The following is an 11938-nucleotide window of genomic DNA, read 5'->3' on the forward strand; positions in this document are numbered from 1 at the left end:
CCCGGCGGCCTGCGGGCCGCCGCCGGTGCGACGACGGTAGAAGGATCGTCGCGCCATCCCCGAAAAGCGGCGCACGCTGACGGCGTGCGGCCGCTTTTTGCCTGTGTGCCTCCCCGGGCGCGATAAAATCGCGTCTTTATGCCTGTCGCCGGCTGTCCGCCGGCGTTTTTTCAGCGTGCAAAAGATCCTGATCGTGCGCGTGTCGTCGCTGGGCGACGTCGTGCACAACATGCCGGTGATCGCCGATATCCGGCGTCGCCATCCCGACGCGCAGATCGACTGGCTCGTCGAGGAGAGCTTCGTCGACCTCGTGCGGCTCGTCGACGGCGTGCGCGACGTGCTGCCGTTCTCGTTGCGCCGCTGGCGCAAGAAGCCGTTCTCGGGCGCGACGTGGCGCGAGATCCGCGCGTTCCGCAAGCGCCTCGCGGCCGAGCAGTACGACCTCGTGATCGACTGCCAGGGGCTCATCAAGACGGCCTGGGTCGCGAGCTGGGCGCGCGGCCCGCTCGCCGGCCTCGGCAATCGCACCGACGGCGCCGGCTACGAATGGCCGGTGCGCTTCTTCTATCGCAAGCGCGTGCCGATCGCGCCGCGCACGCACGTGGTCGAGCGTTCGCGCCAGCTGGTCGCGGCCGCGCTGGGCGACCCGGCGCCGACGCCGGCCGATCCGATCGACTTCGGCCTCGATACGCGCGCGGCGGCGCTCGCGGTGGCCGCGCTCGGCCTGAACCTGCCGGTGCCGTACGTGGTGTTCGTCCACGCGACGTCCCGTGCCGACAAGCAGTGGCCGGATGCCGCGTGGATCGAGCTCGGCCAGGCGCTCGTGCGGCGCGGCGCATCGCTCGTGCTGCCGTGGGGCAACGACGCGGAGCGCGCGACCAGCGAGCGGCTCGCGAAGGAATTCGGCGCGGCGGCGATCGTGCCGCCGAAGCTGTCGCTGCCGGCCGTGGTCGGCCTGATCGACGGCGCGGCCGCCACCGTCGGGGTTGACACAGGTCTGGTTCACATCGCGGCCGCGCTGAAGCGTCCGACGGTCGAACTGTACAATTTCGCGACGGCCTGGCGCACCGGCGGATACTGGTCGCCGAACGTCGTCAATCTCGGCACGGCGGGGCAGCCGCCGTCGATCGCGCAGGTGAAGGCGGCACTCGCGGGCTTCGGCCTGCTGTGATGCCCGTCATGCCTGCCCAGCCTGCCTTGCCTGTCACGCACGCGAACCGATCATGAGCGAATCCCAGATCATCGAAGTCCCGTCCGCCGACTGGAGCGGACACAACCTGTCGACGCCGCGCGAGCAGCTGCTCGCGGCGGTCGAGGAAGGCAAGGTGCTGTATTTCCCGCACCTGCGCTTCGCGATCGAAGGCGGCGAGGAAGCGTTGCTCGATCCGGCGCTCGCCGACCCGAAACGCAAGAACATCAGCCTCGCGCCGAACGGCGGCGCGCTCGTCGGCGTGCTCGGCGACAGCGTCACGCAATCGGCCGTGCGCGCGCTGGTCGCGCGCTTCCAGCAGCAGGCCGGCACGCTCGTCGACGGCCTGTTTCCCGAATACCGCGGCAAGCTGCGCGTCGCGCCGACGAGCCTGCGGCTGATGCAGGTCGAGACGCGCCAGACATCCTGGCGCAAGGACGACAGCCGGCTGCACGTCGACGCGTTCCCGTCGCGGCCGAACTACGGCGAGCGGATCCTGCGCGTGTTCACGAACGTGAACCCGGCCGGCGTGCCGCGCGTGTGGCGTGTCGGCGAGCCGTTCGAGGACGTCGCGAAGCGCTTCCTGCCGAAGATCCGGCCGCAGTTGCCGGGCTCGGCGTGGCTGTTGAACCTGCTGCACGTGACGAAGTCGCCGCGCAGCGCGTACGACCACCTGATGCTGAACCTGCACGACGGGATGAAGGCCGATCTCGACTACCAGAAGACTTGTCCACAGCAGACGATGCCGTTTCCGCCGGGCAGCGTGTGGATATGTTTCTCGGATCAGACTTCGCACGCTGTGATGTCCGGCCAGTTCATGCTCGAGCAGACCTTCTTCCTGCCGGTCGACGCGATGGTGCGTCGCGAATGCGCGCCGCTCGGGATTCTCGAGCGCCTGCAGGGCAGGGCGCTGGTTTGAGCGCGCCTTTTCACCGACGCAATACGAGGGCTGCTGCATGCTGAGGGCGATCTATCGCGCGCTGTGGTGGCTCGTCGCGCCGATCGCGGTGATCCGGCTCCTCGTGCGCTCGCGCAAGGAGCGTGGCTATCGCGAGCACATCGGCGAGCGCTTCGGCCACGTCGCCGGCCGTTCGCCGGACGATCGCGCGCCGCTGATCTGGGTGCATGCGGTGTCGGTCGGCGAGACGCGCGCCGCGCAGCCGCTGATCGACGCGCTGATGCGCGCGCGCCCCGACGCGCGCATCCTGCTCACGCACATGACGCCGAGCGGCCGCGCGACCGGCGAGCAGATCTTCGGCGAGCGCGTGCTGCGCTGCTACCTGCCGTACGACATGCCGGGTGCGGTGCGGCGCTTCCTGCGCGCCTGGCGGCCGACGCTCGGCCTCGTGATGGAAACCGAGGTGTGGCCGACGCTGATCGACGAGTGCCGCCGCGCGGACGTGCCGCTCGTGCTGACCAACGCGCGGATGTCCGCGCGCTCGCATCGGCGCGCGGCGAAGTTCGGCGCGGCGACGCGCGACGTGTTCGGCGGATTCTCGCGCGTGCTCGCGCAGAGCCCGGCCGATGCGGAGCGGCTGACGTCGCTCGGTGCACGCAACGTGGCGGTGCTCGGCAACCTGAAGTTCGACATGACGACACCGCCGGAGCTGGCGGCGCGCGGCCATGCATGGCGCGACGCGATCGGCACGCGGCCGGTGTGGGTCGCGGCCAGCACGCGCGAGAACGAGGAGGCGCTGGTGCTGCAGGCGTTCGCCGCGATGAAGACGGCCGGTGCGCTGCTGATTCTGGTGCCGCGTCATCCGCAGCGCTTCGCCGAAGTCGAAGCGCTGGTCGTGCGCAATGGGTTCAAGTGCGTGCGGCGTTCGGTGTGGGGCGCCGACGCCGCGGCGCTCGCGGCCGGCCGGCCGGCCGCCGAACCGTTGCCGGCCGACGTGACGGTGCTGCTCGGCGATTCGATGGGGGAACTCGGCGCGTACTATGCGGCCGCCGACGTCGCGTTCATCGGCGGCAGCCTGCTGCCGCTCGGCGGGCAGAACCTGATCGAGGCGTGTGCGGTCGGCGTGCCGGTGCTGATCGGCCCGCACGTGTTCAACTTCACGCAGGCGACCGCCGATGCGGTCGCGGCCGGCGCGGCGATGCAGGTCGCGGATCCGCTCGATCTCGCGCACGTGCTCGATGCGCTGTTCGCCGACCACGCGCGGCGCGTCGCGATGGGCGCGGCCGGCGCCGCGTTCGCGTCGCGCCATCGCGGCGCGACGGCGCGCTCGGTGGACGTGCTCGCGGCGCTGCTGCCGCCCGTCGAGCGCGGCGGGCGTGCGATGCACGGCGCGGCCGACGCATCCGACGACTGAGCGGGCGGCGCAAGGCCGTCCCCCGGGCCGACGTGGCGGCGGCATGTCGCCGCCGCGTCGCTCACACCGTCAGCAATCCTTTCCTTTCGATGAACGCGACGACATCGGCGACGCCCTCGAGCGCTTTCAGGTTCGTCATCACGTAAGGCCGCTCGCCGCGCATCTTCTTCGTGTCGGACGCCATCACGTCGAGGTTCGCGCCGACGAGCGGCGCGAGATCCGTCTTGTTGATCACGAGCAGGTCGGACTTCGTGATGCCGGGCCCGCCCTTGCGCGGAATCTTCTCGCCGCCGGCCACGTCGATCACGTAGATCGTCAGGTCCGACAGCTCGGGGCTGAAGGTCGCCGCGAGATTGTCGCCGCCCGATTCGATGAACACGATGTCGGCGTCGGGGAAGCGCGACAGCATGCGGTCGACGGCCTCGAGGTTGATCGACGCATCCTCGCGGATCGCCGTGTGCGGGCAGCCGCCCGTCTCGACGCCCATGATGCGTTCCTCGGGCAGCGCGCCCGCGACCGTCAGCAGGCGCTGGTCTTCCTTCGTATAGATGTCGTTCGTGATCGCGACGAGGTCGTAGCGCTCGCGCATCGCCTTGCACAGCATTTCGAGCAGCGTGGTCTTGCCGGAGCCGACCGGGCCGCCGATGCCGACGCGCAGCGGCGGCAGTTTCTTGGTGCGGCGGGCGGAGGAGGTTGCGGGTGCGTTCATGGCGTGGATCGGGTTCAGGAGCGGAACAACCGCGAATACTGGGTTTCGTGCCGCGCGGACAGGATGCCGAGCTGCGGCGCGAACGTGTTGATGGCGTCGGGCGGCGTCGCGAGCGCGCGGCGCACGGCCGCGTCGATCGCGCCGCGCAGCGCGACGATGATGCGCTGGCCGGCGAGCTGGCCGAGCGGCACCGCTTTCAGCGCGGCCGACGTCTGGTTCTCGACCCAGCCGAATGCGTACGCGGCGAGCGTGGCGTCGGCGCCGGCACCGTGTGCGGCGGCCGCGTATGCGAATGCGGTCGGCAGCGCGACCGGCGTGAGCGATGCGAGCGTCGCGCGGCGTGCGGCATCGCCCCATTCGAGCGACGCGCACAGTTGCGCGAGCGACCAGCCCATCTGTTCGGTCTCGCGACGCAGTTCGGCCGATTCGCGGCTCGCGACGAACCATGCGTTCTCGCGCGCCAGCGTGTCGGCGTCGTGCGCGTGCCAGCGCGCGAGCTGGTGCGCGAGGAATGGCAGCTCGCCGTGTGCGAGCACGTCGGTCAGCCCGCTCGCGATCCAGTCGCGCGCGGTGTCGGCGTCGCGGATCAGGTTCGCGTCGAGCGCGGCTTCGAGTCCCTGCGAATAGCTGAACGCGCCGATCGGCAATGCGGGCGACGCGAGATGCAGCAGCGCGACGAGCTCAGTGGTGGTCATGACCGTGGTGGCCGTGCGAGCAGCCGGGACCATGCTGATGATCGTGATCGTGATCGTGATCGTGATCGTGATCGTGATCGTGCGAGTGCGAGTGCGAGTGCGAGTGCGAGTGGCCGTGGTGTTCGCCGAAGACCTGCTGCGCGAGCGCGTAGTCCTCGGCGAACGTCGCATCGTGCCCGTGCTTGTGGCCGCCACCATATGCGCCGGCTTCCGGCTGGAACGGTGCGCTCGTTTCCTCGACCTGCGTGCCGAGCCGGCGCAGCATGTCAGCGAGCACCGGATCGGCCTCGAGCTTCAGATACCCGTCGCCGATCTCGACCGGCGTGTGACGGTTGCCGAGGTGATACGCGGCGCGCATCAGCGTGAGCGGGTCGGCCGCGCGCACCAGCAGCACGGTCTCGGAGGCAGCGGCGACGCGCACGAGCGCGCCGTCGTCGGCGACGAGCACGTCGCCGTCGCGCAGCACGGTGCCGCGCGGCAGCAGGACCGCGACGTCCTCGCCGGTGTCGAGCGTGGCCGCGAGGCGGCTCTTGCAGCGGGCGTCATAGGCGAGCGTGAGCGTCGGCGCGCGCGCGACGAGCGACGCGGCGAGCTTCACGTTCGGGGCAATGCGTTTGTCGAGGGTGCGCATGGAACGGAAACCCGGAAATCAGAACAGGAAATAGCGCTGCGCCATCGGCAGCACCGTCGCCGGCTCGCAGGTGAGCAGCTGGCCGTCGGCGATCACGTCGTAGGTTTCGGGATCGACGCTGATCGACGGGCGCCATGCGTTGTGGATCATGTCGGCCTTCGTCACGTTGCGGCAGTTGCGCACGGGCACGACGCGCTTCGCGAGCCCGTAGCGTTCGGCGATGCCTGCGTCGGCCGCCATTTGCGACACGAAGGTCAGCGACGTGCGCGCGAGCGCACCGCCGCGCGTGGCGAACATCTCGCGGTAGTGGACCGGCTGCGGCGTCGGGATCGACGCGTTCGGGTCGCCCATCTGCGCCATCGCGATCATCCCGCCCTTCAGGATCATCGACGGCTTGATCCCGAAGAATGCGGGCTCCCACAACACGAGGTCGGCCCACTTGCCGGGTTCGATCGAACCGACTTCGTGCGCGATGCCGTGCGTGATCGCCGGGTTGATCGTGTACTTCGCGACGTAGCGTTTCGCGCGGAAGTTGTCGTTGCGCGCGCTGTCCTCGGGCAGCGCGCCGCGCTGCACCTTCATCTTGTGCGCGGTCTGCCAGGTGCGGATGATCACTTCGCCGACGCGGCCCATCGCCTGCGAGTCGGACGACAGCATCGACAGCGCGCCGAGATCGTGCAGGATATCTTCGGCCGCGATCGTCTCGCGGCGGATCCGCGATTCGGCGAACGCGAGATCCTCGGCGATCGACGGATCGAGGTGGTGACACACCATCAGCATGTCGAGATGCTCGTCGAGCGTGTTGATCGTGTACGGGCGCGTCGGGTTGGTCGACGACGGCAGCACGTTCGCCTCGCCGCACACCTTCAGGATGTCGGGCGCATGGCCGCCGCCCGCGCCTTCGGTGTGGTACGTGTGGATCGTGCGGCCCTTGAACGCGGCGACGGTCGATTCGACGAAGCCGCCTTCGTTCAGCGTATCGGTGTGGATCGCGACCTGCGTGTCGGTATCGTCGGCGACCGACAGGCAGTTGTCGATCGCGGCGGGCGTCGTGCCCCAGTCTTCATGCAGCTTCAGGCCGATCGCGCCGGCCGCGATCTGCTCGACGAGCGGCTGCGGCAGGCTCGCGTTGCCCTTGCCGAGGAAGCCGAGGTTGATCGGCCAGCCGTCGGCCGCCTGCAGCATGCGCTCCATGTGCCACGGGCCCGGCGTGCAGGTCGTCGCGTTGGTGCCGGTCGCCGGCCCCGTGCCGCCGCCGAGCATCGTCGTGACGCCCGATGCGAGCGCTTCGTCGATCTGCTGCGGGCTGATGAAGTGGATGTGCGTGTCGATGCCGCCGGCCGTCACGATCAGCCCTTCGCCGGCGATCACTTCGGTCGCCGCGCCGATCGCGATCGTCACGCCGGGCTGGATGTCGGGATTGCCGGCCTTGCCGATCGCGGCGATGCGGCCGTGCTTGATCGCGATGTCGGCCTTCACGATGCCCCAGTGATCGAGGATCACCGCGTTCGTAATGATCGTGTCGGGCACGTCGGCGGCCACGCGCTGCGACTGGCCCATCCCGTCGCGAATCACCTTCCCGCCGCCGAATTTCACCTCCTCGCCGTAGGTCGTGAAGTCGCGTTCGATCTCGATCAGCAGTTCGGTATCGGCGAGCCGCACGCGGTCGCCCGTCGTCGGCCCGAACATTTCCGCGTACGCGCGGCGGCTCAAGCGTAGTGTCATGTGCTGTTCCTGAAGAGCGGGGCGCCGCTTACAGCGGCCCCATCACCTTGCCCTGAAAACCATAGACGGCGCGTTCGCCGGCCAGCTCGACGAGCTCGACGGTGCGCGTCTGGCCCGGCTCGAAGCGCACGGCCGTGCCGGCCGCGATGTTGAGCCGGAAGCCGCGCGCGGCCGCGCGATCGAACGACAGCGCGTCGTTGACTTCGAAGAAGTGGTAGTGCGAGCCGACCTGCACCGGGCGGTCGCCGGTGTTCGCGACGACGAGCGAGATCGTCGCGCGGCCCGCGTTCAGTTCGTGCTCGCCGTCGTCGGTGAGGATTTCGCCGGGGATCATGCGTGCTACCTCGGTCACGGAATCGGGTGGTGGACGGTCACGAGCTTGGTGCCGTCCGGGAAGGTCGCCTCGACCTGGATGTCGGGGATCATCTCCGGCACGCCGTCCATCACGTCGTCGCGCGTGAGCAGCGTCGTGCCGTAGTGCATCACCTCGGCGACGGTCTTGCCGTCGCGCGCGGCTTCCATCAGCGCGGCGGTGATGAACGCGACCGCTTCCGGATAGTTGAGCTTCAGCCCGCGCGCGCGGCGGCGCTCGGCCAGCAGCGCTGCCGTGAAGATCAGCAGCTTGTCCTTTTCTCGGGGAGTCAGTTTCATGAAGGCAGTCGTTCAGGAAAACGTAATTTTTATCGGTGCGCGGGATGCCGGCAGGGGCGCGGTTCATCGTAGCACCGCGCCGTTCTTTCTGCGTCGTGTATCCGATATGTAAGCAGCAAGGTGCGTGCCATGTCGGTGCGGCGCGCGGCGATGCGCGATCGTGGTGCGCGATGCATGGATCGTGGGCAGTGCGGGCGGCGCTGCTGCGCCGAAACGGTGCGCGTGCCGGGCCGCGCGCTCAGGTCTGCCAGAGGCGCAGCGGTCGCGCGTCGACGCCGTGCACGAGCGGGCGCAGGCGGAGCCAGCAGTCGGCGAAGTGACGCTGCAGCGCTTCCATCGACAGCGACACCGCGCGCACCAGCACGACGCCCGGCGTCACGCAGGTCGCGCCCGCGCGCAGCGTGTCGTCGAACGGCATCCGCGCGGCAAGCGTTTCGGCGAGCGCGGCATCGCACGCGGCGCCGGCCGCCCATAGCGTGCCGTACACAGGAAAGCCGGCGAGGCCCTGCAGCGCGCCGCGCAGCGGATCGTGCGCGTCGAGCAGCGCGCGCTCGGTCCACAGCGGCCGGCCGTCGGCGTCGACGAGTGCCGAACCCGACACGATGCGGCCCGCCGACCACGTTTCGCCGGCCGCCTGCCGGCCGAGCTGCGTCGCGTCCCAGCCGATCGCGCTCGCGCCCGCGCCGAGCGTCACCGTGAAGTCCAGCGCGGCGTGGGCTGCGTCGAAGAACAGGTTGTTCTGCGGCAGCCAGTCGAGCTTCGCGTGCGCGCCGACCGTGATGCCGATGCGTTGCGTCGCGTCGAGGCCGTTCGACTTGTACCACTTGGTCGCGCCGGGCGTCGTCAGCACCGCGTGCGTGCCGTCGCCGAGCGCGATGTCGATGTCGAGCCGGTCGCCGCCCGCGACACCGCCCGGCGGGTGGACGATGACCGCGTGGCAGATCGCGTCGCTTTCCGGATACAGCGGCCGCTGCACGCGCAGCGGGCCGTCGTGCAGCCGATGGACGAGCGTCGTGCGCGCGCCGTGCCGTTCGAAGCCGAGTTCGAGACGGCCGCGCCACGACTTGGCGACGGCGGGGCGGGACAGCGGGGCGTGGGAATCGAGGGCGGACATCGGCGGGAAGCAGGGAACGGGCGCGGTGATCGAGGATGCTACCGCAACACTATACGCTTGGGTGTTCGGGTTGCCGAACGTGGCGAAGGGGAGCGGCGACGGCGCCGGCTATCGCGTGACATGCGTCGACCGTCGGCGCCACGCGTAGGCGCAATCATGCGCTGCGTGGCGCGCTACACCGCGATCAGCTCGCGCACGCCGTTCGTTTCCATGTCCCGCGCATCGCCGCCGGCGATGACCTCGCCGCGGCTCATCACCCAGTAATGGTCCGCGATCGAGCGCGCGAAGTCGTAATACTGTTCGACGAGCAGCACGGTCATCTTCGATTCGTCGACGAGCTGGCGCAGCGTGCGGCCGATGTCCTGGATGATCGACGGCTGGATGCCCTCGGTCGGCTCATCGAGGATCAGCAACTGCGGCTCGCTCATCAGCGCGCGGCCGATCGCGAGCTGCTGCTGCTGGCCGCCCGACAGGTCGCCGCCGCGCCGGGCGCGCATGTCCTTCAGCACCGGGAACAGGTCGTAGATGCGGTCGGGCACTTTCGATGGCGCCTTGCGGCTTGCCGCGCCGACGAGCAGGTTCTCCTCGACGGTGAGCCGCGGAAAGATGTCGCGGCCCTGCGGCACGTACGCGAGCCCGGCCGCGACGCGCGCATACGGCGGCAGTGCGCCGAGCGCGGTGCCGCGCCACGACACGCTGCCGCTCTTCGCGGCGACGACGCCCATCAGGCAGCGCAGCAGCGTGCTCTTGCCGACGCCGTTGCGGCCGAGCAGCACGGTGAGCTTGCCGTCGTCGGCGGCCAGCGTCACGTTGCGCAGGATGTGGCTGCCGCCGTAGTACTGGTTCAGTGCATCGATCTTCAGCATTGCGTCACCGTCCGAGGTAAGACTCGATCACCGCGTCGTCGCGCTTGACCTGGTCGAGCGTGCCTTGCGCGAGCACCGCGCCTTCGGCCATCACCGTCACGCGGCCCGTGTCGCCCGCGAGCGCCGCGACGAACTCCATGTCGTGCTCGACGACCATCATCGAGCAGGTGCCGCGCAGCGTGTTCAGCAGTTTCGCGAGTTCCATCGTCTCATGGTCGGTCATCCCGGCCGCCGGCTCGTCGAGCAGCAGCAGGGCGGGGCGCTGCATCAGCAGCATGCCGATCTCGAGCCGCTGCTTCTGCCCGTGCGACAACTCGCCGGCCGCGCGATACGCGTCGCTTTCGAGGCCGATCAGCGCGAGCGTCTCCTCGATCTTCGCCTGCGCCGCGCGGTCGAGCCGCGCGCGCAGCGACGCGAGCCAGCCCTTGTCGGTCTGCATCGCCAGTTCGAGGTTTTCCCACACCGGATGCTGTTCGAACACGGTCGGCTTCTGGAACTTGCGGCCGATCCCCGCGCGCGCGATCCCGGGTTCGTTCATTCGCGCGAGGTCGATGGTCTGGCCGAGAAACACCTTGCCCGCATCGGGCCGCGTCTTGCCGGTGATCACGTCCATCATCGTCGTCTTGCCCGCGCCGTTCGGGCCGATCACGCAGCGCAGCTCGCCCGCGTCGATCGCGAGCGACAGCTTGTTCAGCGCGCGAAAGCCGTCGAAGCTCACCTCGATGTCCTCGAGGTAGAGGATCGTGCCGTGCGACGTGTCGATGCCGGGCGGCGCCACGCGGCCCATCGATGCGCTGCCGCTGACGGCCAGCAGCTCGTCCTCGGGCGGTGGCGTGAACTGGTAGAGGGCGGTGCCGTTCATCCGCGTTTCCCCTTTGCGAGCAGCGTGTCGACGAGGCCCATGATGCCGCGCGGCAGCAGAAGCGGCACGAGCACGAAGATCAGGCCGAGAAAGAACAGCCAGTATTCGGCGAAGTACGCGGTAAAGAGGCTCTTCGCGCCGTTCACCGCGAACGCGCCGACGATCGGCCCGATCAGCGTACCGCGCCCGCCCACCGCGACCCAGATCGCCATTTCGATCGAGTTGCCGGGCGACATCTCGCCGGGGTTGATGATGCCGACCTGCGGCACGTACAACGCGCCCGCGATCCCGCACAGCACGGCCGACAGCGTCCACACGAACAGCTTGTACGCTAGCGGGCTGTAGCCGAGGAACATCAGCCGCGTCTCGCCGTCGCGCACCGCGGTGACCACCCGCCCGAGCTTGCTGGTGACGATTGCGCGCGCAACGATGAACGCGAGCACGAGCGTCGCGAAGGTCAGCAGCAACAGCACCGTGCGTGTGCCGGGCGACGTGATCGGAAACCCGGCGATGCGCTTGAAGTCGGTGAAGCCGTTGTTGCCGCCGAAGCCCGTCTCATTGCGAAAGAACAGCAGCATCGCCGCGAACGTCAGCGCCTGCGTGATGATCGACAGGTACACGCCCTTCACGCGCGAGCGGAACGTGAAGAAGCCGAACACCCACGCGAGCACGGCCGGCACGAGCACGACCAGCGCGAGCGCCCACGCGAGATGCTGCGTGCCGCTCCAGTACCACGGCAGCTGATGCCAGTCGAGAAACACCATGAAGTCGGGCAGGTCGCTGCCGTACTTGCCGTCGCGGCCGATCTCGCGCATCAGGTACATGCCGATCGCATAACCGCCGAGCGCGAAGAAGAGGCCGTGGCCGAGGCTGAGAATGCCGCAGTAGCCCCACACGAGATCGAGCGCGAGCGCGGCGATCGCGTAGCACATCAGCTTGCCGGCGAGCGTCATCGCATACGCGGACAGATGGAACGCGCTCGACTCGGGCGCGACCAGCGCGGCGAGCGGCACGCCGATGCCGATCGCGACGCACAGCGCGACGAGCGCGAGCCATGCGCGGCGCGACAGCAGCGCGGGGCGGGGCGGCAGGCCGAGCGCGAACTTTTCCTCCGCACGTGCGGCGGCAGCGGGCTTCGGCGCGTCGGCGATCGGCTTCGACAACGAATCGGTGATTGAAGTCAT

Annotated in this window: 13 protein-coding genes; 3 read left to right on the plus strand and 10 right to left on the minus strand. The window is 69.4% G+C overall.

From position 1 onward, the window contains the following. Positions 1-142: 142 nt before the first annotated feature. The 3 genes from waaC to waaA are packed head-to-tail and all read left to right on the plus strand — an operon-like array spanning position 143 to position 3501. On the plus strand, positions 143-1171 hold the full coding sequence (gene waaC / locus U4012_RS09910) for a lipopolysaccharide heptosyltransferase I (RefSeq protein ID WP_321798548.1): 1029 nt from the start codon (positions 143-145) through the stop codon (positions 1169-1171). Between the two features lie 52 nt (positions 1172-1223). Further along, positions 1224-2108, plus strand: coding sequence for a Kdo hydroxylase family protein (locus U4012_RS09915; protein ID WP_124521586.1), 885 nt, complete (start codon positions 1224-1226; stop codon positions 2106-2108). Between the two features lie 37 nt (positions 2109-2145). Then, on the plus strand, positions 2146-3501 hold the full coding sequence (gene waaA, locus U4012_RS09920) for a lipid IV(A) 3-deoxy-D-manno-octulosonic acid transferase (protein WP_321798152.1): 1356 nt from the start codon (positions 2146-2148) through the stop codon (positions 3499-3501). 61 nt (positions 3502-3562) lie between these two features. Here waaA and ureG read toward each other — a convergent pair whose 3' ends face one another. The 10 genes from ureG to urtC all read right to left on the minus strand — a co-directional run bounded on the left by ureG (position 3563) and on the right by urtC (position 11938). Then, positions 3563-4210 carry an urease accessory protein UreG gene (gene ureG, locus U4012_RS09925; protein WP_044846268.1) on the minus strand — a complete coding sequence of 216 codons (648 nt, stop codon included), beginning with the start codon at positions 4208-4210 and terminating at the stop codon, positions 3563-3565. A gap of 14 nt (positions 4211-4224) precedes the next feature. Further along, entirely contained in the window at positions 4225-4905 is a 681-nt protein-coding gene (locus U4012_RS09930) for an urease accessory protein UreF (protein ID WP_321798155.1), read from the minus strand. Beyond that, on the minus strand, positions 4892-5536 hold the full coding sequence (ureE, locus tag U4012_RS09935; RefSeq protein WP_321798157.1) for an urease accessory protein UreE: 645 nt from the start codon (positions 5534-5536) through the stop codon (positions 4892-4894). Before ureE ends, U4012_RS09930 begins: the two co-directional genes overlap by 14 nt. Positions 5537-5554: 18 nt before the next feature. After that, positions 5555-7261 carry an urease subunit alpha gene (ureC, locus tag U4012_RS09940; RefSeq protein WP_321798160.1) on the minus strand — a complete coding sequence of 569 codons (1707 nt, stop codon included), beginning with the start codon at positions 7259-7261 and terminating at the stop codon, positions 5555-5557. A 28-nt stretch (positions 7262-7289) separates the two neighbouring features. Continuing rightward, a complete protein-coding gene (locus tag U4012_RS09945) occupies positions 7290-7595 on the minus strand; it encodes an urease subunit beta (RefSeq protein ID WP_044846264.1) in 306 nt (101 codons plus the stop codon). 14 nt (positions 7596-7609) lie between these two features. Continuing rightward, on the minus strand, positions 7610-7912 hold the full coding sequence (gene ureA, locus U4012_RS09950) for an urease subunit gamma (protein ID WP_006406310.1): 303 nt from the start codon (positions 7910-7912) through the stop codon (positions 7610-7612). A 238-nt stretch (positions 7913-8150) separates the two neighbouring features. Then, complete coding sequence (locus tag U4012_RS09955) at positions 8151-9026, minus strand: urease accessory protein UreD (protein ID WP_321798165.1); 876 nt, start codon at positions 9024-9026, stop codon at positions 8151-8153. Between the two features lie 173 nt (positions 9027-9199). After that, positions 9200-9892, minus strand: a complete 693-nt coding sequence (urtE, locus tag U4012_RS09960) for an urea ABC transporter ATP-binding subunit UrtE (protein ID WP_124521600.1) — start codon at positions 9890-9892, stop codon at positions 9200-9202. 4 nt (positions 9893-9896) lie between these two features. Further along, on the minus strand, positions 9897-10754 hold the full coding sequence (gene urtD, locus U4012_RS09965; RefSeq protein WP_124521602.1) for an urea ABC transporter ATP-binding protein UrtD: 858 nt from the start codon (positions 10752-10754) through the stop codon (positions 9897-9899). Then, on the minus strand, positions 10751-11938 hold the full coding sequence (gene urtC / locus U4012_RS09970; protein WP_044846260.1) for an urea ABC transporter permease subunit UrtC: 1188 nt from the start codon (positions 11936-11938) through the stop codon (positions 10751-10753). Before urtC ends, urtD begins: the two co-directional genes overlap by 4 nt.

The organism is Burkholderia sp. BCC1988, from assembly GCF_905339895.1.
In the GTDB taxonomy this organism is placed as follows: Bacteria; Pseudomonadota; Gammaproteobacteria; order Burkholderiales; family Burkholderiaceae; genus Burkholderia.

Coding starts and splice junctions, on each gene's coding strand:
- U4012_RS09915 (WP_124521586.1), top strand. CDS start 1,224: ATGAGCGAATCCCAGATCATCGAAGTCCCGTCCGCCGACTGGAGCGGA.
- waaA (WP_321798152.1), top strand. CDS start 2,146: ATGCTGAGGGCGATCTATCGCGCGCTGTGGTGGCTCGTCGCGCCGATC.
- ureG (WP_044846268.1), bottom strand. CDS start 4,210: ATGAACGCACCCGCAACCTCCTCCGCCCGCCGCACCAAGAAACTGCCG.
- U4012_RS09930 (WP_321798155.1), bottom strand. CDS start 4,905: ATGACCACCACTGAGCTCGTCGCGCTGCTGCATCTCGCGTCGCCCGCA.
- ureE (WP_321798157.1), bottom strand. CDS start 5,536: ATGCGCACCCTCGACAAACGCATTGCCCCGAACGTGAAGCTCGCCGCG.
- ureC (WP_321798160.1), bottom strand. CDS start 7,261: ATGACACTACGCTTGAGCCGCCGCGCGTACGCGGAAATGTTCGGGCCG.
- U4012_RS09945 (WP_044846264.1), bottom strand. CDS start 7,595: ATGATCCCCGGCGAAATCCTCACCGACGACGGCGAGCACGAACTGAAC.
- ureA (WP_006406310.1), bottom strand. CDS start 7,912: ATGAAACTGACTCCCCGAGAAAAGGACAAGCTGCTGATCTTCACGGCA.
- U4012_RS09955 (WP_321798165.1), bottom strand. CDS start 9,026: ATGTCCGCCCTCGATTCCCACGCCCCGCTGTCCCGCCCCGCCGTCGCC.
- urtE (WP_124521600.1), bottom strand. CDS start 9,892: ATGCTGAAGATCGATGCACTGAACCAGTACTACGGCGGCAGCCACATC.
- urtD (WP_124521602.1), bottom strand. CDS start 10,754: ATGAACGGCACCGCCCTCTACCAGTTCACGCCACCGCCCGAGGACGAG.
- urtC (WP_044846260.1), bottom strand. CDS start 11,938: ATGACTTCAATCACCGATTCGTTGTCGAAGCCGATCGCCGACGCGCCG.